We start from the raw sequence: 22,814 nt of genomic DNA, 5'->3' as shown, positions 1-22,814 counted from the left end.
TTAGGAGGAAAAGAAATGAGAGTCTCAAGAAAAATGTTGTTGCCGGCACTTGCCTTAGTAAGCAGTGCGGCAATCGGGCAAACGGTAAGCGCTTATACATGGGTGGGTGGCGAACCTGATCCGAATACGGTTTACGAATCAGTCCAAAAACAAGATAACGCAACGATCCCAGCAGAAGGCACTTTTAAAGAGTGGGACCCAACTGATCCAGGACCAGGACCTGGGCCAACGGATCCAGTCGATTGGATCGATGTATCGATCCCGACAAAAGTCTTGTTCGGACAAACAGATGCGACAGAGGGTAAGGTCGTAGCACCAATCTATCAAATCAGAAACAATTCGACAAAAGGCGTGAAAGTCTCTGTGGGCAATTTCGTCAAAGGGCAAGATGCAGACAAAGTGCCGGAATTAGTGTTGAACATGGATAGTGTCAGCAGCAGTACATCTATCTCTTTAGTCAACCCAACGACTGCTCCGCAATTTCCACGCGAGTTAGTGACATTGCCGAACCAAAACGATGTCACAGAGTTTACTTTCTCTGGTAGCGTCGGAGCGAATTTCCAATTTGGGGAAGCCATCAACCCTAAATATGAGCTTGTCTTGCAATTTGAAGCAATAGGGGTATAAAAAAATGAAAAAAACAGGGATCCTTCCGCTGTTTTTCCTTCTGGGGTTTATCTGTCTATCAATAAGCGGTTTGGCAGATGCAGCAGAAAAAGAAAGCACGATCGAAGTTAGCGGACTGATCTATTCAGAAAAACCAACGGAACCTGGAACAGGTCCAAGCACAGATCCTGGAACAGGATCAAGTGCTGGGCCTGATACAGGCTCAACTGCGGATTCCGCAACTGATTCGGGAAAAAGTACCGGTGGAGATACGTCAGGAACATCCGGTTCTAGCGACACTAAAGGCAATCTTCCTCAGACGAATGCTGTAAGAACAAGCAGGTGGGTAACGGCAGCAGGTGTGCTGCTTCTCCTCGGTTCTCTTTCTTTATTAAGTAAAAAAGTCTTGCCTGGAGACACAGATGTTTAGACAAGCGAGCAAATACAAAAGAGAGAGGAGAGAAAAATGAAACTATTCAAAATACTAGCAGTTTTTACCTTGCTGTTTTCCAGCATCAGCCCGACTACCCTTGTCTACGCAGTCTCATCTTTGACGCCTGAAAGTAGCGAGACAGCAAATGAAGAAACACCGACAGAACCAATAGCCGAACCGCAAGTGGAAGAAGCTCCTGCAGTAGTCGAGCCTGTAGCAGAAGAATCATCCGCGGAACCAGCTACACCCGAACCGTCGACCGTCGAACCGCAAACAGAGCCAGCAGTTCCCGTACCAGAAACGGCTGTGCCAAGCCCGCAGAATCCTGCTCTTCCAAATATCCCACAGTACCGTGGGGAACTGAGAAGGAATGGTGAAAGTTCCTATCAGGCATCAGCCCAACCTGGATTCAATGCAGGAGTCAGCAACTTATCGGAACTGGGTCCCAATGTAGGGGACAGTATTACTTACAGCTTTACGATCCCGACTCATTCATTCGTACACGGTAATGGCAATGACTGGATCGCATACATTGTTGGTAATGGTAATATCGGTATTGAGTGGTTCGATGGGATGTCCTATGGTCGGCCGCCAAATCATACAAGTGATTATTTAACAACTTACCAGATCGGACGTACGGAAGTCATCGAAGTTGGGGGTGCTTCTGGCGATCTTAATATTACGTCGAATCACACGATAAACAATAATAATTTCACGATGACGATGTCAGGGACGATTACTAGAACAAGAGCCAGCAACCGCACCAACTACCAATTAACAGCTGGGATCCATAATCTTGTATTAGGTGCTACCGCGGTACCTTCGTGGGGGCCATTAGGTCCTACGCCTATAGAAGATGTACCGATCAACTATCTGTCAATTGGGAACTTTACGGTCAATACTAGGGAACCAGAACCAGAACCTACTGTAGAGATCACCGCCAATCCTGCCAATCCTTTTATTTTGGGTGTGCTTCCTCAGGAACACAAAGATAGTCTGATAGTAAGGGTTAATGGGAGCCTGTTGCCTTCTTCTGGCCCAGATAGTTACGAGATCATTGAGACTAACTTAGGTAGCTTGGACGTGGTAGGGACAGTAGGATCAAAAAGTGCATGGGTGAGAATCCGTTATACGATGAATGGAACCGTTCATGAGAGTGAAAGAATACATTTCCAAATGCCTGTCGTATGGGGAGACAGTATCGTGTTTGGTGGAAGTGATCCAATAGCTATGAGGACAGTGGCTGCTTTCACCTTACATCATCGTGGAACAAGTCCAGTGATTACTGCAGTTACAGGAAGAAACAATTCGGGTTTAACTAATTTTGTGATAAATGAAAATTATTTAGGTCAAAATTACTATAATTTTTCTTGGTACAACTTGAGTCAAAAAAATATTCTTGATTTGACAAATGATTCCGCGGATCGAGCAGTCTCAGCAAGAGGAAATGCTAGAAACCAAGATATCTTGAATAGCTGGAATACACAAATCAACTATGTCAACTATGGTGATGTCGTCCGTTCATGGGTGGCAGACCCAGAAAAGAACGCAGTGACAAATTCAATGACAATAGATGCGCCATTTGTCTTTAATGGTGGAGAAGTCTACTATGAAATCACTACGAACGGCTACCGTAAATTGGACATCAACACATTGACACCGACAGAACAATCGATTGAACGTGGCGCTTCGCAAGCATCTTTAGATAGTCAAGTCAGTCGTTTTCTAGACACTTCTGGCAAGGAGAACCTTCGAGTAGTGAGATTCTTGGATTATCCAGATACTTCTACTTTAGGAGAAAAGACTGGAACAATCCAAGTCGAAGAAACCTTATCGACAGGAAAAACAGTGACATACGACTACACAGTATCATTTGTCGTGACTCCTAAATTTAAAGTAACGGCTAAGCCTGATAGTAAGGTATTGCTAGGAACAGATATGAATACAGTTGATCTACGTCAGTTTTTAGATGTCGAGGTAGATGGAGAGCAACTTGATGACGACAAATATGAAGTAGAAATGACTGCTGCACCTATTGCTACAGATACCGTGAGCGTTGGAAGAGCACAATCGATTCGAGTCACTGTGAATGGAACAACTCTTTCTCAAGATACATCTATCAATATAGGTGTTATATGGGGAGACAGTGTCGTATTTGGTGGAAGAGACCCAATGAGTAGTAGGACAGCTGCTGCGTTTACCTTACATCACCAGGGAAATCTTCCATTCATTACTGCAAGCAAAGGAAGAAGACCTCTTCTTGGAAGTAATCTCGCTATCAATTCGGATTACTATGGAAGAGACTACTATAGTTTCTCTTGGTATGATGTGAGTCAAAAAGACAGTGTGAATCTAACCAACGATTCTGCTGGTCAAATAGTAGCCGCGCAAGGTAGAGAGTTAGAAGATGATGTTTTAAACCGCTGGAGGATACAAACGGTCAACTATGGTGATGTCGTCCGTGCTTGGGTAGCAGATCCAACAAAGAATGCAGTGACAGAAAACGAGCAATTTGTCTCTAACGGCGGAGAAGTCTACTACGAGATCACAGCAAACGGTTACCGCGCGTTGAATATCAATAAATTGACTACATCAAGTCATACGATCTTACAAGGGACGACGGAGAGTGAATTAGACAGCCGATTAGCCGAGTTCTTAGATGTATCAAGTGTAGAGAACATCAACTTGGATAGATTTGTCCAGTATCCAGATACTTCTGTCATCGGTACGACAAGTGGAACGATCCGAGTAACAGAGACTTTATCTACAGGAAAAACAGTCTCCTATGACTATGAGATCACCTTTACAGTTGAAAACGCCCCTCCAACAGCTGATCCAATTGCGCAAGAATTGTATTTAGGAGAATCATTGCCAGATTCGCCAATGGATCTGCTAGAAAACGTATCAGATGACAGAGACGATCCGTCAGAACTGAAAGCCACTTATCTAAACCGACCAAACATCGACCGTGTTGGAGAGATGACCGCTAGCATTCAACTGGAAGATTCAGGGGGAGCTGTTTCAGTCATCGAAGTGCCGATTACCGTCAAGTGGGGAAGTACGATTTCTTTAAGAGGAAACAGTAATATTACTGTTGGAGCATACAGTTTGACGAAAAATGGAGATGGCACACTACAACTTCATTCGACATTTGGGGACAACAGCGTGTATCGAGATCGTCAAGTCCATCCTGATTATGGAAGTAGTGATTTTTACCATTTGGAAGTGTTCGATGGAGAAACCAGCATATATAAATATGCTGTCAGAGGAGACCAACTCATTGGAGATGCAATCAATGGATTCAATCACGGTAATCCTTTGGAGGTTTCTGTGGGTAACACGATCAGAGTTTTTTGTAGAGATTCTGATATCGATCGGAACAACTTAATGGTAAACGAAATAGAAAAAAATCACACTTACGAAACAGATTATGCTTACTATAGAGTGACAGAAGAGGGACTAGAACCAGCACCTGTTCTAGTAGCGAAATCACTGAAGCAAGACTTTGTCCTTGGTGAAGATATTACGGAGTTAAATCCCCACGATTTATTTGAATACGTTGGGTTAAACAACTGCGTAATTTCTTCTGATAAATACGAAGTCGAACAACTCATAGGTTTTGATACTTCCTTGGTAGGTACTCGTAATGCTAAAGTAAAGATAACATCTACTGTAGCTAATATTTCATTGGAAGTAGAAATACCATATGAAGTGAAATGGGGAAGTACGATTTCTTTAAGAGGACTTAGTGATCGTACAGTTGGCGCCTATAGTTTGACGAGAAGCGCAGATGGCACACTGCGTCTGCATTCGACATTTGGTGACAATAGAACGAATCAAGGTATGCAAGTCCATTCTTATTATGGAAGTAGCGTCTATTATTCTATCGAAGTGTTCGACGGAGAAACAAGCACATATCAGTATGAAGTCACAGGAAATGCGATTATCCGAAATGCAATCAATGGATTCAATCAAGGCAATCCGCTAGAAGTTTCTGCGGGGAATATCATCAAAGTCTTTCATGGGGAGTCCCACAGTCGAAGTCGATTGATGGTAAATGAAGTCGCGGAAAACTACTCCTTCGGTACACCTTTTTCTTACTACCGAGTAACGGACAATGGCTTAGTTCCGATCAAACACTTGGAAGCTGAAGCAGTCCCTCAGACATTTAACTTAGGTGAAAGCGTTGACGGACGTGACCTAAAAGAATTCGTTAAGGATGTGCAGGTAAATGGTGTAGCAGTGGATGCAAGTGAATATGAAATCTCGTTGCGTTCCGAAGTCAACACGACGTTGATCGATACGCGTGAAGTCGAAGTCGAAATACGCACGACGGACGGATTAGGCATCCTGAGAACAACTGTACCGTATGAGGTCAGATGGGGAAGTACGATTTCTTTAAGAGGGCTCAACAATCGTACAGCAGGAGCATACAGTTTGACGAGAAGCGTTGATGGTACACTGCGTCTCCATTCAACTTTTGGGGATAACCGAGCGAACTTAGATACACAAGTTCATCCTTATTATGGAAGTAGTGTCTATTATTTGATCGAAGTACTAGACGGAGAAACAAGCACATATCAATATGAAGTGCCTGGCAATATAAGTAACAGGAATGCAATCAATGGATTCAATCAAGGCGATCCATTAGAGGTTTCCGCTGGGAATATCATCAAAGTTTACCATGCGGAATCCAACACCCGAAGCAGACTGATGGTAAATGAAGTTGCGGAAAACTATTCCTTTGGCACCCTTTTCTCTTATTATCGAGTGACTGACAATGGATTAGTTCCAATCAAACAGTTGGAAGCTGAAGCGGCTCTACAAACGTTCAACTTAGGTGAAAGTGCCGATGGACGCAATCTAAAGGAATTGGTTAGAAATGTACGAGTAAATGGCACAGCCGTAGACGCAAGTGAGTATGAAGTCACCTTACGTTCAGAACTTGATACGTCATTGATTGGTACGCGTGAAATCGATGTTGAAGTCCGTACAACTGATGGACTAGGTATCGTACAACTGACAGTTCCTTATGAAGTGAAGTGGGGGAACTCGATCATCGCGCAAGATCAGGCAGCAAACTCTGATAAGACAGTAGCTGTTCTGTCATTGACCGAAGAGAATAATTTGCCAAAACTGACAGCTACGCAAGGAGACGGACTTGATTCTTTCAGTCCAGTAGCCTCTGCACCACAAGCAGTATTTTATCGTGGTGATCTTACTTCACCAAGATTCTCCCTTTTGACCAATAACTTGGCTATGGACGCACAAACACTGAGAAGCAATTGGAACAATGTTCTTAGACAAAATGAATTAGCCTATGGTGATGTGCTTTCTTTTGAAGTTTTCGATTCTGCAGGGAATAACCTACTTGGAAATAAAACAGCTGTCTCAAGAAATGAACAGTTAGTAAAAGAAGTAATCGGCTATCCGCAAGCTTTTTACGAAATGACAGCTAATGGGTTCAATCTTCTACGTATCAACCAATTAAAAGTAGAAACGCAAACCATTGAAAGTGGATTGACAGAAGAGGAATTAAGTCAAAATATCGAATCTTATCTGTCAACTGACGGATTCGATACGATCCATGTGACAAAGTTCATCCAATATCCTGACACAAGTAAAGCTGGAACAAGTAACGGGATCATCGAAGTAGAAGAAACATTAGCGACAGGTGGCACAGCTACGTATAACTATACGGTACCATTTATCGTGGAGAACTCGACGGAATGGATCGATGTCAAGATTCCTAAAAAATTGCTTTTTGGAACGACTGACGTAAATAAAGGAATGGTTTCTTCCCCGCTTTACTACATCGAGAACGCTGGGACGAGAAATCTAAAAGTCAGCGTGGAAGAAATCAACATCACGAACAATACGAATAACTTGGAGCTGTTACGTACAGCTGATGCAGATCCATCTGCAGAGAGGGCAGCAGCAAAACTTCGTATGAATTACAAGACGAGCAATATCCTTGTCGATCTTTATGAAAGTACACCAAATCAGGTAGTTGCTGAGCTAGCACCGAATGAACAAACCCAGTTTATGATCGAAGGGCAATACTTTGGAAACTATCAGCAAGAAATCAATATTGGGTTGGATATCCGCTATCGATTTGAGGTTGCTTCGTAAGATAGAAAGCTGTTGATTTGAAGAAAATGATGTACGAACACAAAAGCCCATCAATCGATTGAAATCGGTTGATGGGCTTTTTGAGTATTATCGTGTGGGGTTAGGCTTTGACTGCGATGGACTTGATAGATTTGAATTCTTAGCTCTGTTACTAGCGTCTTGAGTTAAGTTATATAATTTTTTTTCTTGGGTGGGTTGTTGTGTGTTTTTTTCCTGATAAGAGGTTAGGCTTTTAGAAAGGCTCTGTTTGTAGTCCTCAACTGCTTTTTGTAATTTTTGAGGTGGATTTTCTAGTTTCGCCATCTCTTTCCTAGCATTCCAACCTAACGATTGATCAGCTTTGAGTGCATTATCAATGTTTACTTGAGTAGTTACGTAATTTTGTATTGCATTTGTGATCTTATTTTTGTTAAAAAGTCTATTCATGAATGTATCTACCTTTTTACATTGTTTTAAATTATTTGTTTGTTTAGCTAGCAGCGACTTAAAATCATTTAAACTGGTCTCTTGTTTTGCCTCTTGTTTTTTAAATGATTGTTCTTTTTGCTTCTGTTGTGTCTTTTGTTTCGCCATTGTTTTTCTAGTATTATCAAAGGTCTTTAATATTTCTGGTGCTCGTGTTTTCAGTTCTTCTCGTAATTTTGATGCTTTTAATTCTGCCTTCGCATATACCTTGTTATCTTCAACTATTTTGTATTCAGGTGTATGTTTTCCATGTTTGGGTGTACTTTCCATAACATTTATATTATCTCGGAGTTGTGCTGCAAGATCTTTTGTTGTAGGATCTTTAATCTCATTGATCATTTTATCTAATAGTGTTTCTTGCCTATAATCTGGTGAATTTGCAATATCTTCTTTTGGCATGTCAATTCCTCTTTTCTTTTTTTATTTGTATCTTTGTATTCACTTTATCATGCTTTCTTTTTGTTTTTGTTCCGTCTTTTTCTAAGGTGGAAAATATCTGGTACGGTTTTCTGGTATTTTCCATAAAAAATAAAACAAGGTGCTTCTTTATGAAAAAAGATTCGTACCGATTTTTTTCAATCCTCATTTATCCTTGTTGTCAAAGGCTTTTTTTCTTCGTATCATTCTTTTTTATTTTTAGAAATTATGGTCCCAAGGCATGAAAAAAAACATGTTATAGTAAAAACATAAGTGAAGTTGGCAGAGGAATCAGCCGATTTTTACTGTCTATCTAAGCGAAAAACAGCTGTCCACAAAAATCAAATCGAGGAGGATGCATTTGAAAAAACTCATCACTAATTTAACACGTACAGATGTTTCGCCCCTGATTCTTCGGTTAAAAGGAGAGAAACATGCATTTACGTTTGAAGACATCGAAAAAGAAAGCGGGATAAAATTGACGAGCGCAGACAAATTTTTGATCCGTTCTGTCGCAGAGAAAAAATTCAAAATGCAAGTGGTGTGCGAAGCACCGGAGAACCAGCTGAAGTTCTTTCCAAAAGCAAAAGAACTTTCTTGATCACTCTATTTATTGTTCTATCTATGTAGCAAACAGGAAAAAATAACAAATATGTTATTAAAAGTGTTGCAATCGCATACAAAAAGAGTAAAAAACAAAATAGTCCTTTATTATAGGAGATGGAAACACGAGAATGTCAGACAGGGGGGATGGGATGCGTTGATTTTTTAGTTGTAAGTTGGTTGCTACATAGATAATAAAGGGGGAGTAATTGGATTGAAAAAGAAAATCATTGGTAGTCTATTACTATCAACGCTAGTGTTGACGAGTATGATAAATATGTTCATCAATGAAGACTTGCAAGCGGAAAATCATGTGCTCAATATCAGTCGCACGCTTCAAGAAGAAAAGGTGAACGATCTCAATCCTGGGGGAGAAGATGGTATCGGCAATGCCTGCCACTGATAGTCATCGAAAATTATCGCGCAGGCTATATCGGCTCTATCGACATCGTTCCTCAATAAAAAGAACGATGAGGAGATAGATATTTTTTAGGAAACAAGCACATAACTTATGATCGCATAAGTATTTTCACACAGGACTAGCAAATAGTCCTGTGTGGGTATCATAAAAAAACTGAATAGAAACAATAATCAGCTTTACCACCATTGATAGAAAAGAGATAGAAAACCGAGAAAAGGAATCGGTCCTCTATCTCTTTTTGCTGTACAAACGCATGTTTCTCCTGTTTTTTGCATGGATTCCTTTAAAGAAAGTGTACCATGTTTTCTTGATACGTTTAGAACACCTTTTTCTAGAGGTAGAAAAACTACAAGTTGAGAGGATAAGGAGAGTCGTTTGAAGAGAACTCAGAAAAAAGGACACTGTATGAGATCAGGTGTCCTTTTGTGAAATCTGATATTATTACGTACGGATAGATGTGAGACTGATTTCGCCAGAAGACAAACTCATTTCCTGTCCATTTGTTTGGACGATCAGTTCGCCGTGATCACCGATTTCTTTTGCAAGTCCGACATAAGTCGTTCCTTTTTGATTGAACGACACGGTTTTTCCCAATACGAATGATTTTTCTTTATAAAAGTCCAATGCTTTTTTCGGTTGAGAAAGATAGGTGAACAATTCTTGCCAGATTTTGCTGATCAGTTGATTCCTTGTGATACTCGCTTGCCCATCAGGAAAGACAGAGGTGGCTTTTTCTTGGAGATCAGTTGGAAAATGATTTTGAGGAACAGAAAAATTCAGCCCGATCCCGATGATGATATGACTGATTCTGCCGCTTTCCATATCACTGACTGCTTCAGATAAAATCCCACAGACTTTTTTTCCATCCATGTAGATGTCATTGACCCATTTGATCGAAGCAGAACGACCGGTAACAGATTCAATGGCTTTCACACAGGCACTGGCTGCGATGATCGTATATTGAGGCAGTTCATCAAACCGTTTGTCTGGATGGAGCAAGAGACTCATGTAGATTCCTCGTCCAGGTTCGGCAAAAAAAGGTCGTCCAAAACGTCCACGAGCTTGTTCTTGTGTATCAGCAACAAATAACTTCGAAACAGAATCTCCGTGAGCTGCTGCCAGTTTGGCATCTTTCATCGTAGATTCAGAAGTCAACATCGTTTGTACCTTCAAATCGGGAATAAAAGACCGTAGCTCTTGCTGGATTTCTTTTGCATCTAGTACGTCAGAGGGCAGGTAACGATACCCTGTAGGCCCGTGCTCAAAACGATAGCCTGCCTTTTCCAATTCTTTGATGGCTTTCCAAATACTTGTCCGGGAAACTTCCAGTTGCTGTGCTAACTTTTCTCCGGAAAGAAAATCTGGCGTCTTTTTCAATAAATGAAGTACTTTGTCTTTTGTTGTCATGGTACCAAGCTCCTTTCTCATCCATTCTATCAGGAAGAAGGAGAGAACAAAATAGTTTTCGAAGAAACAACGGTTGATACATAAAGCAAAAACGAAAGAAGAAAAGAGAAAAAAGAAGAGGGGGGCGTTCATTTTTTGTCCCAGCCTCTTTCTGATTATGAAGATAAAAGTACTTGATCGTCTTTTAATGCCGTGCCGCTGTTTTGTTTGAACAACGCTAATAGTTGAGGTACTGTGAGCTGCTGTTTTTCCTCTTGCTGGATATCGACGACGATCCTTCCTTGATGCAGCATGATTAGTCGATTTCCATAGCGGATCGCGTCTTCCATGTCATGAGTGACCATGAAAGCAGTGAGACTCTGCTCGGTGATCAGCTTTTCTGTCAATTCCATCACCGTTTTGGAAGTAGCAGGGTCAAGCGCTGCAGTGTGTTCATCTAATAAGATCAGTTCTGGACGCTGCAATGTAGCCATTAACAGCGTGATGGCTTGACGTTGTCCCCCAGACAGCAAACCGATTTCTGAGGATAAACGATTTTCCAAACCCAAATTCAGCCGAGCCAGCTGTTCTTTGAAAAATGTTCGGTCTTGCGGTTTGACACCGCGGAAGAAGCCGCGTTTTTTTCCTCGTTTCATAGCAAGAGCGAGATTTTCTTCTACCGTTAAACGAACGGCTGTCCCTAGTTTAGGATCTTGGAATACGCGACTGATGGATTTCGAACGTTCGACAACGGATTTTTTCATGATATTTTTTCCATTCAATAAAATCTGTCCCTGATCGACAGAAAATGTACCAGCGATGCTGTTCAGCAAAGTAGATTTACCAGCACCATTTCCACCGATGATCGTCACGAAGTCGCCGGGTTCTAAGGAAAGATTAATCCCTTTCAGGACATGGTTTTCGTTGATCGTTCCTTTTTCAAAGGTATGATGGAGATTTTCCAGTGTTAAGACGTCATTCATTTGACACTACCGCCTTTCCTTTTTTGAGATAAATGGAATTTTTGCTGAATCTGCGGGAAAGAAAGACAGATCACTAGCACGAAAGCAGAAGCAAGTTTCGAATCACTTGGTTCAACATTCAGTTCGAAGACTAACGCCAAAATAAAGCGGTAAATGACCGCACCTAAAACGACAGTCAAGAGACGGAGAAATAGTGGCTGGTTACGTAACAAAACTTCTGCGATGATAATAGAAGCTAGTCCAATCACGATCGTTCCAATACCAGAATTCAAATCAGCAAAGCCGTTGTTTTGCGCAAGCAAGGAGCCAGAAAGAGCAATGCATCCATTAGAGATCATATAACCGATGATCTTCATATTATCTGTGTTGATCCCGTTTGCTTCGCTCATTGCCAGATTATCGCCAGTTGCACGAATAGCAAGTCCTGTTTCTGTACGTAAGAACAAAACAAGTAAACATACAACGATTAAAGCAAAAAGCAGACCGACGATCAGTACAGCGTTGTCTTTTGTTATGCCGAATGACTCGACCCAATGAAAGATCGTTGGCTGACCCAATAAAGAGATGTTCGGCGCACCCATCACACGGGATGTGACAGAGTATAAACCAGTCATGGTGATGATCCCTGCAAGAAGGGCGGGGATTTTTAATTTTGTGTGAAGCAGTCCGGAAACAAGCCCTGCTGCCGCACCCCCTAAAAAGCCTAGAAGACAAGCTGTCAATGGGTGATAGCCATTTGTAATACTTACTGCCGCGATCCCTGCACCTAAAGGAAAGCTTCCTTCAGCAGTCAAGTCGGCAATGTCCAAGATACGGAAAGTGACATACACACCAATCGCAAGCAGGGCCCATAAGACCCCTTGCGACGCAGATGATAAGAAAAGAGAGAGCAGATTTGTCATGAGAATCCTCCTGTGTTTTATTCAGCTTCTTTGATGCTGTCTGGATTGATACCTAATGCTTTGGCCATGTCTTTATTGACATACAGTTCCAAATCATTTGCTGTTTCGACAGGAAGTTCACTTGGCTTCTTGCCGTCTAAGATTTTTGCTGCCATGATCCCCGTTTGTTTGCCCAAGCTTTCGTAGTCGATCCCTACTGTTGCTAGACCGCCGTCTTTGACTTGATCAACTGCGCCAGCAACGACAGGTGTTTTTGTTTCTTTTGCGACTTCACCGACAACACTTGCCGCACTTGCGAACGTGTTATCAGTAGGAATATAGATTCCGTCTACATCTTTAGCTAGACTTTTCGTCACTTGTTGGACATCATTTGTGGAATTTGCTGTCAGTACTTTGACTTTTACGCCCGCTTTTTTCAATTCTTTTTCTGCCAAATCAGCTTGGATCTTAGAGTTTGCTTCACCGTTGTTATACATGATGCCGATTGTTTTGGCGTCTGGCACGATAGTTAACAGTAAGCCGATTTGTTTTTCGATTGGCACCATATCTGTCGTGCCAGTCACATTTCCGCCAGGTTTTTCATTGGATGTGACTAAATGGGCTTGTTCCAAGTCTGTGACCGCTGTGACAGTCATCGGGATAGTGGTTGTTTCATTTAATAAAGATTGTGCTGCTGGAGTGGCGATCCCAAGTAGCAAATCAGGATCTTCTTTGACGAGCTTCTCACTCATGCTTTTCAGGTTGTCTTGATTGTTTTGGGCATTTTGATAATCGATTGTTAGATTATCGCCTTCTTTATACCCTTCTTCTGCTAATCCTTCTTTGAATCCTTTATAGGCAGCGTCTAACGAGTTATGTTGTACAAGTTGCAATACGCCAATTGTTTTTTGTCCATCTGATGCCTCTGCGGAATTGTCTTTTTGTGCGCAACCTCCTAAAGCTAGTAGCAGAGCAGCGCCTAATCCAATTAATATGTTTTTTTTCATTTCTTTTTCCTCCTTAATTTTGGGAAACAAAAAATCCATTCAGACAAAATGTCCAAATGGATTGAAAAGTCGGAAAATAAATTGAAAAGTAGAATGCTTGATACTTTTACTTTGTATTTTCACTGCTCAGCCACTTAGCATTTTGTCTACGTGGCTTTTTGCTGCAATACAAAGTTCTTTAGCCATCATAGATACAAACTGTCGTTTAACGTTTGTATCCATCATGATGAATACAAACCTATCTAAAGTAGCTAAAGTAAAAGTTATTCAGTTGTGTTGGTACGATTTGCTTGATATTGGTTCGCATAGAAGTTCCTCCACAAAATGAATTTTCTAAAGTATAACCGAGAAAAAAAGGTCTGTCAATTAAGAATTGTCAGATAATTGAAAACATAAAATTGAAAACATTAAGAAAATATTGCGAAAAAGTAGAAGAAACGCCAGGAAGTGTTGACTTTTATAGAAAATAAGTGTAGTATATGAAGTTGCAAAAACTATCTGATGAAGAAAAGGCAGAAACGAAATATTGTCCGTTTCGGCTTTAATATAAGGAAACAAAAGTAGAAGCTCACGAAGTAAGGTTTCAAGAGAATGTTCTATTTTTGGTTTTTTTTTGCCTAAAAGCCGCAAAAAATGTCTGTTGTTACCTAAAAATAATATTTGAAATATTATTGTAACAATTGATCGGGTAGTCTTTTTGAATGACATTTTAGAGGGGTGAAGAGCTTGGCTGGACACGTAGTAAAATACGGAAAACATCGCGAACGTAGAAGTTTCGCAAGAATCAGTGAAGTGTTGGAATTACCAAATTTGATCGAAATTCAAACAGACTCTTACCAATGGTTCTTAGATGAGGGACTTAGAGAAATGTTTGAAGACATTTTGCCAATCGATGACTTCAATGGCAATCTATCTTTGGAATTTGTAGATTATGAATTGAAAGAACCAAAGTATACAGTAGCAGAAGCTCGTGCGCATGATGCAAACTACTCTGCACCATTACATGTAACATTGCGTTTGACAAACCGCGAGACTGGCGAAATCAAAGCACAAGAAGTATTCTTCGGTGATTTCCCATTAATGACAGAACAAGGAACATTCATCATCAACGGGGCAGAGCGAGTAATCGTTTCTCAGTTAGTCCGCTCACCAGGTGTCTATTTCCATGGAAAAGTCGACAAAAACGGAAAAGAAGGATTCGGTTCTACTGTTATCCCTAACCGTGGCGCTTGGCTAGAGATGGAAACTGATGCAAAAGACATCTCTTATGTACGTATCGACCGTACACGTAAGATTCCTTTAACCGTATTAGTTCGTGCGTTAGGATTTGGTTCCGATGATACGATCTTTGAAATCTTCGGCGACAGCGAAACATTACGCAATACAGTCGAAAAAGACTTGCATAAAAACGCAAGCGACTCAAGAACAGAAGAAGGTTTGAAAGACGTTTACGAACGTTTGCGTCCAGGCGAACCAAAAACAGCAGACAGCTCACGTAACTTGCTGAATGCTCGTTTCTTCGATCCAAAACGTTACGACTTAGCAAACGTTGGTCGTTACAAAGTAAACAAAAAATTAGATTTGAAAACACGTCTATTGAATCTGACATTAGCTGAAACATTAGTTGATCCAGAAACAGGCGAGATTATCGTTGAAAAAGGAACAGTCTTGACTCACCAAGTCATGGAAACATTAGCTCCTTTCATTGATAACGGTCTAAATTCAGTGACTTACTATCCATCAGAAGATGGTGTGGTCACAGATCCAATGACTGTCCAAGTCATCAAAGTATTTTCACCAAGAGATCCTGAACGTGAAGTGAACGTGATCGGAAACGGCTATCCAGAAGCAGCTGTAAAAACGGTTCGTCCAGCCGACATCATTGCTTCAATGAGCTATTTCTTGAACTTGATGGAAGGTATCGGCAATGTCGATGATATCGACCACTTAGGAAATCGTCGTATCCGTTCAGTCGGTGAACTTTTACAAAACCAATTCCGTATCGGGCTAGCACGTATGGAACGTGTGGTTCGTGAAAGAATGTCGATCCAAGATACTGAAACATTGACACCTCAACAATTGATCAATATCCGTCCAGTTGTGGCAAGTATCAAAGAATTCTTTGGTTCTTCTCAGTTGTCACAGTTCATGGATCAAACAAACCCTCTTGGCGAATTGACACACAAACGTCGTCTTTCAGCCTTAGGACCTGGCGGATTGACTCGTGACCGTGCCGGTTATGAAGTTCGTGACGTTCACTACTCCCACTATGGCCGTATGTGTCCGATCGAAACTCCTGAAGGCCCAAATATCGGGTTGATCAATAGTTTGTCCAGTTATGCGAAAGTAAATAAATTCGGATTTATCGAAACACCTTATCGTCGTGTAGACCGCGAAACAGGTCGGGTTACTGACCAAATCGACTACTTGACAGCAGATATCGAAGACCATTACATCGTAGCCCAAGCAAACAGCCCATTGAATGAAGATGGAACATTTGCTCAAGACGTTGTTATGGCGCGTGCTCAAAGTGAAAACTTAGAAGTATCTATTGATAAAGTAGACTACATGGACGTATCACCTAAACAAGTAGTTGCCGTTGCGACAGCATGTATTCCTTTCTTGGAAAACGATGACTCCAACCGTGCCTTGATGGGTGCCAACATGCAGCGTCAAGCAGTGCCGTTGATCAATCCTCAAGCACCATGGGTTGGTACTGGTATGGAATACAAATCAGCGCATGACTCAGGAGCTGCTTTGTTATGTAAACATGACGGTGTCGTTGAATACGTTGATGCTTCTGAAATCCGTGTACGCCGCGACAACGGTGCATTAGATAAATACGATGTGACAAAATTCCGTCGTTCAAACTCCGGAACAAGCTACAACCAACGTCCAATCGTTCATTTGGGTGAGAAAGTCGAAAAAGGGGATACTCTGGCAGACGGACCATCTATGGAACAAGGCGAAATGGCTCTAGGTCAAAACGTTTTAGTTGGTTTCATGACTTGGGAAGGGTACAACTATGAAGATGCGATCATCATGAGCCGTCGTTTGGTAAAAGATGACGTATACACTTCTATTCATATTGAAGAATATGAATCAGAAGCCCGCGATACAAAATTAGGACCTGAAGAAATCACACGCGAAATCCCTAATGTCGGGGAAGACGCATTGAAAGATTTAGACGAAATGGGTATTATCCGTATCGGTGCAGAAGTCCAAGATGGCGATTTGCTTGTAGGGAAAGTCACGCCAAAAGGGGTAACAGAATTATCTGCAGAAGAACGTCTATTGCATGCGATCTTTGGCGAAAAAGCTCGTGAAGTCCGCGATACATCATTACGTGTACCGCATGGCGGCGGAGGGATCGTTCACGATGTGAAAATCTTTACTCGTGAAGCTGGAGATGAATTGTCACCAGGCGTAAACATGTTAGTTCGTGTTTATATCGTTCAAAAACGTAAAATCCATGAAGGGGATAAAATGGCCGGTCGTCACGGAAATAAAGGGGTTGTATCCCGTATTATGCCGGAAGAAGATATGCCATTCCTACCTGACGGAACACCAATCGATATCATGCTGAATCCTTTAGGGGTGCCTTCACGTATGAACATCGGACAAGTATTGGAATTACACTTGGGTATGGCTGCACGTCAGTTAGGTATCCACGTAGCAACGCCAGTATTCGATGGTGCAAGTGATGAAGACGTATGGGAAACAGTTCGTGAAGCCGGTATGGCCAGCGATGCGAAAACTGTTCTGTACGACGGACGTACAGGTGAACCATTTGACGGACGTGTGTCTGTCGGTGTGATGTACATGATCAAACTTGCTCACATGGTCGATGACAAATTGCATGCACGTTCAATCGGACCTTACTCATTGGTTACACAACAACCATTGGGAGGTAAAGCTCAATTTGGTGGACAACGTTTTGGTGAAATGGAAGTATGGGCACTGGAAGCTTACGGTGCGGCTTATACTTTACAAGAAATCTTGACATACAAATCAGATGACGTAGTCGGACGTGTGAAAACATACGAAGCAATCGTCAAAGGTGAACCAATTCCAAAACCAGGTGTACCGGAATCCTTCCGCGTATTGGTGAAAGAATTGCAATCACTAGGTCTGGACATGCGTGTCTTGGATATCGAAGAGACAGAGATCGAACTTCGCGACATGGACGATGAAGACGACGATTTGATCACTGTTGATGCTTTGACAAAATTTGCCGAACAGCAAACTGCCAAAGAATTAGAAAAGAAAGCTGCTGAACAAGTGGAAGATGAAAGAGACGATGTCATCCAAAACTTTGAAACCGCAGAAGATAATTTAGACTAATCCGGTCTATGAGCTGCAAGGCGGTCGAAGATCAGCCGTCTTGCGGTTTGCCATTAAATGAAATGGAGGGAACCCCTTTTGATCGATGTAAATAAATTCGAAAGTATGCAAATAGGTTTGGCTTCTCCCGAAAAAATCAGAAGCTGGTCTTACGGTGAAGTAAAAAAACCTGAGACGATTAACTATCGTACCTTAAAACCTGAACGCGAAGGGTTGTTCTGTGAGCGGATTTTTGGTCCTACAAAAGACTGGGAATGTGCCTGCGGAAAATACAAACGTATCCGTTATAAAGGAATCGTTTGTGATCGATGCGGAGTGGAAGTGACTCGTTCGAAAGTTCGCCGTGAACGCATGGGACATATTGAATTAGCAGCTCCTGTTTCACATATCTGGTACTTTAAAGGGATTCCTTCACGTATGGGTCTTGTATTAGACATGAGCCCACGCGCTTTGGAAGAAATCATTTATTTTGCTTCATATGTGGTTATCGAACCAGGAAACACGAATTTAGAGAAAAAACAATTGTTGACAGAACGCGAATATCGCGAAAAACGTGAACAATATGGACAAGAGTTCCAAGCTGCTATGGGTGCAGAAGCGATCAAACAATTACTTGATAATGTTGATCTAGATGCAGAAGCAGCCGAATTGAAAGAAGAATTGAAATCTGCACAAGGACAAAAACGTACACGTGCGATCCGCCGTTTGGATATTTTAGAAGCATTCCGCGCTTCAGGAAATCAACCAAGCTGGATGGTTATGGATGTTATCCCTGTTATTCCACCAGATTTGCGCCCAATGGTTCAATTAGAAGGTGGACGTTTTGCAACAAGTGACTTGAATGATCTTTACCGTCGTGTCATCAACCGTAATAACCGTTTGAAGCGTTTATTAGACTTGAACGCACCTGGAATCATCGTTCAAAACGAAAAACGCATGTTGCAAGAAGCAGTAGATGCATTGATCGATAACGGTCGTCGCGGACGTCCAGTAACTGGACCAGGTAACCGCCCATTGAAATCTCTTTCTCATATGTTGAAAGGGAAACAAGGTCGTTTCCGTCAAAACTTGCTAGGTAAACGTGTGGACTACTCCGGTCGTTCCGTTATCGTTGTTGGACCTTTCTTGAAGATGTACCAATGTGGACTTCCAAAAGAAATGGCCATCGAATTATTCAAACCATTCGTGATGCGTGAGCTTGTTCAACGTGAACTAGCTTCAAACATCAAAAATGCGAAACGTAAAATCGAACGTCAAGAAGACGAAGTATGGGATGTCTTAGAAGACGTAATCAAGGAACACCCAGTATTGCTGAACCGGGCACCTACGCTTCACCGACTTGGTATCCAAGCATTCGAACCAGTTTTAGTACAAGGACGCGCAATCCGTTTGCATCCACTTGTATGTGAAGCTTATAATGCCGATTTCGATGGAGACCAAATGGCTGTCCACGTGCCATTGAATGAAGAAGCACAAGCAGAAGCACGTATGTTGATGTTAGCTGCTCAAAACATCTTGAATCCTAAAGATGGTAAACCAGTTGTTACTCCTTCTCAAGATATGGTTCTAGGTAACTACTACTTGACAATGGAAGAAGAAGGACGCGAAGGCGAAGGAATGGTCTTCAGAGATCAAAACGAAGCCGTTATCGCATGGCGCAACGGATACGTTCATTTACATTCACGTATCGGTGTGAACCCTAACTCATTAGGTGAAAAACCATTTACTGAATGGCAAAAAGAACGTACGATGATCACAACAGTTGGTAAGATCATCTTCAACGAGATCATGCCTCCTGAATTCCCTTATCTGAATGAACCAACAGACTTCAACTTGACCGTCCAAACACCGGACAAATACTTTGTTGAAGCTGGTACGGATATTCCTGCACATATCAAAGAGCAAGAATTAGTATTACCGTTCAAGAAGAAAAACTTAGGGAACATCATCGCAGAAGTCTTCAAACGATTCAAAGTAACAGAAACTTCTAAGATGCTTGACCGTATGAAAGACTTAGGGTACAAACATTCAACACATGCCGGTATCACAGTAGGGATCGCTGACATCAGTGTACTGAATGAAAAACAAGAAATTATTGAAAATGCCCATAAACAAGTTGAAACTATTACAAAACAATTCCGTCGTGGTCTGATTACAGATGACGAGCGTTATGAACGTGTCATTGCTGTTTGGAACGCTGCAAAAGACAGCATCCAACAAAAACTGATGGAAGGTTTGGAAGCGAAAAACCCAATCTTCATGATGTCTGATTCTGGAGCTCGTGGGAACATTTCCAACTTTACACAGCTTGCCGGAATGCGTGGTTTGATGGCCGCTCCTAATGGTCGAATCATGGAATTGCCAATCATTTCAAACTTCCGTGAAGGACTATCTGTCTTGGAAATGTTTATCTCAACTCACGGGGCTCGTAAAGGGATGACCGATACAGCCTTGAAGACTGCCGATTCAGGTTACTTGACTCGTCGTCTGGTTGACGTGGCCCAAGATGTAATCATCCGTGAAGAAGATTGCGGGACTGACCGAGGTCTTGAGATCCAAGCAATCCGTGAAGGAAATGAAATCATCGAATCATTAGAAGATCGTTTAGTGGGACGTTACACTCGTAAAGAAGTACGTCATCCTGAAACAAATGAATTGATCATCGCAGGAAACCAATTGATTTCCGAAGACATCGCAAAACAAATCGTTGATGCAGGTGTCGAAACAGTGACGATCCGCTCTGTCTTCACATGTAATACAAAACATGGTGTCTGCAAACATTGTTACGGACGCAACCTTGCAACTGGCTCTGACGTTGAAGTCGGCGAAGCAGTTGGTACGATCGCCGCTCAATCAATCGGTGAACCTGGTACTCAGTTGACGATGCGTACATTCCATACGGGTGGGGTTGCCGGAGACGATATCACTCAAGGTCTTCCTCGTGTCCAAGAAATCTTTGAAGCACGTAATCCGAAAGGGCAAGCAGTGATCACAGAAGTAACAGGGGATGTCATCGATATCTCAGAAGATCCTGCAACACGTACCAAAGAAGTAACAATCAAAGGAAAAACAGATACACGTACGTATACTGTTCCTTATACAGCACGTATGAAAGTAGCAGAAGGCGATATGATCCACCGTGGTGCACCATTGACAGAAGGATCAATCGATCCAAAACAATTGTTGCAAGTCCGCGATGTATTATCTGTTGAAAACTACTTGCTTCGTGAAGTACAACGTGTTTACCGTATGCAAGGGGTAGAAATCGGCGACAAGCATATCGAAGTAATGGTTCGTCAAATGCTGCGTAAAGTTCGTGTAATGGATCCAGGTGATACAGATATCTTACCAGGTACATTATTAGACATTGCAGACTTTAAAGATCAAAACTACAATACGCTAGTCTCAGGAGGCGTGCCTGCAACTTCTCGACCTGTCTTGTTAGGTATCACAAAAGCATCATTAGAAACAAATAGTTTCTTATCTGCTGCATCATTCCAAGAAACAACTCGTGTCTTGACGGATGCTGCGATCCGCGGTAAGAAAGATCCTCTTCTTGGTTTGAAAGAAAATGTTATTATCGGTAAGATCATCCCAGCTGGTACTGGTATGCAACGTTACCGTGACATGGAACCAAAAGAAGTCGGTGTAGCAAGTGAAAATGTCTACAGTATTTCAGATATTGAAGCGCAAATGGCTGCAGAAGACGCAATGAACAATCAAACAAAATAGAGGTTGTGACAGAAGCTACTTCTGGAACACCGTGTATAAGAGGTTGTGAAATCAGCGTTTTGACCTGAGTATTAGAGAAATAAACGAAAAAATAGTTCCTCATATTTTGCCGTTTGTTGAGCTAATACCGAGGGTCAGCTGATTGAACACCGTTTATTCGGAAAAAGGGCTTGTGACAAAATCTTGTCACACGCCCTTTTTTTGCTTATATGAAGTAGTTTACCTTTCATCTGTTTGGTTAGAAGAAAGAGTAGGAGATGATCTTGAAGCTACAGGTTTTGCTATATCTGCTAGCTGTTTACTGCGTTTCACTTTTTGTTTTATTTCTTTTACTGTAGTTAGGGATACGCCAAAAAACGTTGCCACATGTTTTTGTTTAGTATAGGGTATTGTTAATGCTTCTTCGATTTGATTACGTAATTTTTGTGGTATCCTTTGATTTTTTTCTCTGGAAATTTTTCCGAATTTCCCATGAAAAAGCTGATGGGTCATTTTTTCATCATAGTCTTCTTCAAAATGTTTTTGGTATATATTATTTACTGTAGAGTTGGACACGCCAAAAAATGCGGCAATCTGTCTTTGACTAAGATTAGGCAATGTCAATGCGTGTGTGATCTGTTCGCGTAATTTTTGTGATAAACCCCTTTTTTCTCTTTTTCTGGAAACTTCGCCGAATTCCTTGTATAAGACTTGATATGTGTGATTTTGAGCATCACCTTCTGCAAGTTGTTTGAGGTATATATTGCTTACTAAACATGAGGATACGCCAAAAAATGTGGCAATTTGACTTTGTTTAATATCAGGCATTGTTAATGCGTGTTCGATTTGATTACGCAATTCTTGTGATAGTCTTTTATTCTTTCCTTCTCTAGAAGGAATAGGACCAAATGTCTCATACAAAAGCTGATAAGCGTTATTTCCATCATTTCCTTCTACTAGATTGCTCGTTTTTTGTCCATCCACAACAAAGGAAGGTCCTGGCTCAGTAGGCGAGATGGGTTCTTCGTTCGTTTGTTGATGGAAGATTGGATCGGGCAATGGTTCATCAATAAATTGTCGCTCCTCTCTTGTGAGAGACTCGTGCTCCATTAAGTTATGGAAACGATAATCTTCCCCAAAGATGTCAATAGGTGGAGATGAAAATGACTCCTCAAATGGCGAATGTTCAGGTGAATTTGGAATAACTGAAGCTAGTTCATTAACGAGTTGCTTCTCATCTTCTAGGAGAGTTAGAGCATCATCCTTTGAATGAGCATCAAATTCGTGGGAAGTTACAGGGGGCGTTTTTATTTTTTTGTTCGCTTTAGTTAATAGTTCATCAAATGCAATAAAGTCAGTGGATGTATCTGAATGTTTTCTTTTTGCTTTAGGCATAGTTATCCCTCCGATAACATGGATTTGTTT

General features: G+C 41.5%; 13 protein-coding genes. 7 read left to right on the top strand and 6 right to left on the bottom strand.

From position 1 onward, the window contains the following. Positions 1 to 15: 15 nt before the first annotated feature. From RWU19_RS02705 to RWU19_RS02695, 3 genes are read left to right on the top strand one after another with little or no spacing between them, the layout of a single operon-like run. Complete coding sequence (locus tag RWU19_RS02705) at positions 16 to 627, top strand: hypothetical protein (RefSeq protein WP_002315812.1); 612 nt, start codon at positions 16 to 18, stop codon at positions 625 to 627. Positions 628 to 631: 4 nt separating this feature from the next. After that, positions 632 to 1,036: an LPXTG cell wall anchor domain-containing protein gene (locus RWU19_RS02700; RefSeq protein ID WP_123837751.1), complete on the top strand. Its 405-nt coding sequence runs from the start codon at positions 632 to 634 to the stop codon at positions 1,034 to 1,036. 36 nt (positions 1,037 to 1,072) lie between these two features. Next, positions 1,073 to 7,171 (top strand): putative mucin/carbohydrate-binding domain-containing protein, encoded by a 6,099-nt coding sequence (locus RWU19_RS02695; RefSeq protein WP_123837752.1) that lies wholly within the window; start codon positions 1,073 to 1,075, stop codon positions 7,169 to 7,171. An 87-nt stretch (positions 7,172 to 7,258) separates the two neighbouring features. On the opposite strand, the gene RWU19_RS02690 is transcribed toward RWU19_RS02695, so the two are convergent. Further along, positions 7,259 to 8,035, bottom strand: coding sequence for a hypothetical protein (locus RWU19_RS02690; RefSeq protein WP_123837753.1), 777 nt, complete (start codon positions 8,033 to 8,035; stop codon positions 7,259 to 7,261). A 373-nt stretch (positions 8,036 to 8,408) separates the two neighbouring features. On the opposite strand from RWU19_RS02690, the gene RWU19_RS02685 reads away from it, so the two are divergent. Next, entirely contained in the window at positions 8,409 to 8,654 is a 246-nt protein-coding gene (locus RWU19_RS02685; protein ID WP_016629240.1) for a hypothetical protein, read from the top strand. 216 nt (positions 8,655 to 8,870) lie between these two features. Then, positions 8,871 to 9,059 (top strand): hypothetical protein, encoded by a 189-nt coding sequence (locus RWU19_RS02680; RefSeq protein WP_002315817.1) that lies wholly within the window; start codon positions 8,871 to 8,873, stop codon positions 9,057 to 9,059. 459 nt (positions 9,060 to 9,518) lie between these two features. Here RWU19_RS02680 and RWU19_RS02675 read toward each other — a convergent pair whose 3' ends face one another. The 4 genes from RWU19_RS02675 to RWU19_RS02660 all read right to left on the bottom strand — a co-directional run bounded on the left by RWU19_RS02675 (position 9,519) and on the right by RWU19_RS02660 (position 13,334). Next, complete coding sequence (locus tag RWU19_RS02675; RefSeq protein WP_123837754.1) at positions 9,519 to 10,484, bottom strand: biotin--[acetyl-CoA-carboxylase] ligase; 966 nt, start codon at positions 10,482 to 10,484, stop codon at positions 9,519 to 9,521. 155 nt (positions 10,485 to 10,639) lie between these two features. Continuing rightward, complete coding sequence (locus RWU19_RS02670) at positions 10,640 to 11,446, bottom strand: ABC transporter ATP-binding protein (RefSeq protein ID WP_123837755.1); 807 nt, start codon at positions 11,444 to 11,446, stop codon at positions 10,640 to 10,642. Next, the gene (locus RWU19_RS02665; RefSeq protein WP_070770521.1) at positions 11,443 to 12,348 is read right to left on the bottom strand and encodes an ABC transporter permease; all 906 of its coding nucleotides are present in this window, start codon (positions 12,346 to 12,348) and stop codon (positions 11,443 to 11,445) included. Before RWU19_RS02665 ends, RWU19_RS02670 begins: the two co-directional genes overlap by 4 nt. Positions 12,349 to 12,365: 17 nt before the next feature. Next, complete coding sequence (locus tag RWU19_RS02660; RefSeq protein WP_024634987.1) at positions 12,366 to 13,334, bottom strand: ABC transporter substrate-binding protein; 969 nt, start codon at positions 13,332 to 13,334, stop codon at positions 12,366 to 12,368. Positions 13,335 to 14,060: 726 nt separating this feature from the next. Between RWU19_RS02660 and rpoB the strand changes: the two genes are divergently transcribed. Both rpoB and rpoC read left to right on the top strand, forming a co-directional pair. Next, a complete protein-coding gene (rpoB, locus tag RWU19_RS02655) occupies positions 14,061 to 17,678 on the top strand; it encodes a DNA-directed RNA polymerase subunit beta (protein WP_002310550.1) in 3,618 nt (1,205 codons plus the stop codon). 78 nt (positions 17,679 to 17,756) lie between these two features. Beyond that, on the top strand, positions 17,757 to 21,410 hold the full coding sequence (rpoC, locus tag RWU19_RS02650; protein WP_002295965.1) for a DNA-directed RNA polymerase subunit beta': 3,654 nt from the start codon (positions 17,757 to 17,759) through the stop codon (positions 21,408 to 21,410). A 219-nt stretch (positions 21,411 to 21,629) separates the two neighbouring features. Here the strand turns inward: rpoC and RWU19_RS02645 are convergent, their stop codons facing one another. Beyond that, positions 21,630 to 22,784: a hypothetical protein gene (locus RWU19_RS02645; RefSeq protein ID WP_123837756.1), complete on the bottom strand. Its 1,155-nt coding sequence runs from the start codon at positions 22,782 to 22,784 to the stop codon at positions 21,630 to 21,632. Positions 22,785 to 22,814: the final 30 nt, after the last annotated feature.

Origin of the sequence: Enterococcus sp. 2STP (assembly GCF_032465635.1) — a bacterium.
Lineage (GTDB): Bacteria > Bacillota > Bacilli > Lactobacillales > Enterococcaceae > Enterococcus_B > Enterococcus_B lactis.
This window is presented reverse-complemented; position numbering and strand designations above follow the sequence as displayed.

Coding starts and splice junctions, on each gene's coding strand:
- RWU19_RS02705 (WP_002315812.1), top strand. CDS start 16: ATGAGAGTCTCAAGAAAAATGTTGTTGCCGGCACTTGCCTTAGTAAGC.
- RWU19_RS02700 (WP_123837751.1), top strand. CDS start 632: ATGAAAAAAACAGGGATCCTTCCGCTGTTTTTCCTTCTGGGGTTTATC.
- RWU19_RS02695 (WP_123837752.1), top strand. CDS start 1,073: ATGAAACTATTCAAAATACTAGCAGTTTTTACCTTGCTGTTTTCCAGC.
- RWU19_RS02690 (WP_123837753.1), bottom strand. CDS start 8,035: ATGCCAAAAGAAGATATTGCAAATTCACCAGATTATAGGCAAGAAACA.
- RWU19_RS02685 (WP_016629240.1), top strand. CDS start 8,409: ATGCATTTGAAAAAACTCATCACTAATTTAACACGTACAGATGTTTCG.
- RWU19_RS02675 (WP_123837754.1), bottom strand. CDS start 10,484: ATGACAACAAAAGACAAAGTACTTCATTTATTGAAAAAGACGCCAGAT.
- RWU19_RS02670 (WP_123837755.1), bottom strand. CDS start 11,446: ATGAATGACGTCTTAACACTGGAAAATCTCCATCATACCTTTGAAAAA.
- RWU19_RS02665 (WP_070770521.1), bottom strand. CDS start 12,348: ATGACAAATCTGCTCTCTCTTTTCTTATCATCTGCGTCGCAAGGGGTC.
- RWU19_RS02660 (WP_024634987.1), bottom strand. CDS start 13,334: ATGAAAAAAAACATATTAATTGGATTAGGCGCTGCTCTGCTACTAGCT.
- RWU19_RS02645 (WP_123837756.1), bottom strand. CDS start 22,784: ATGCCTAAAGCAAAAAGAAAACATTCAGATACATCCACTGACTTTATT.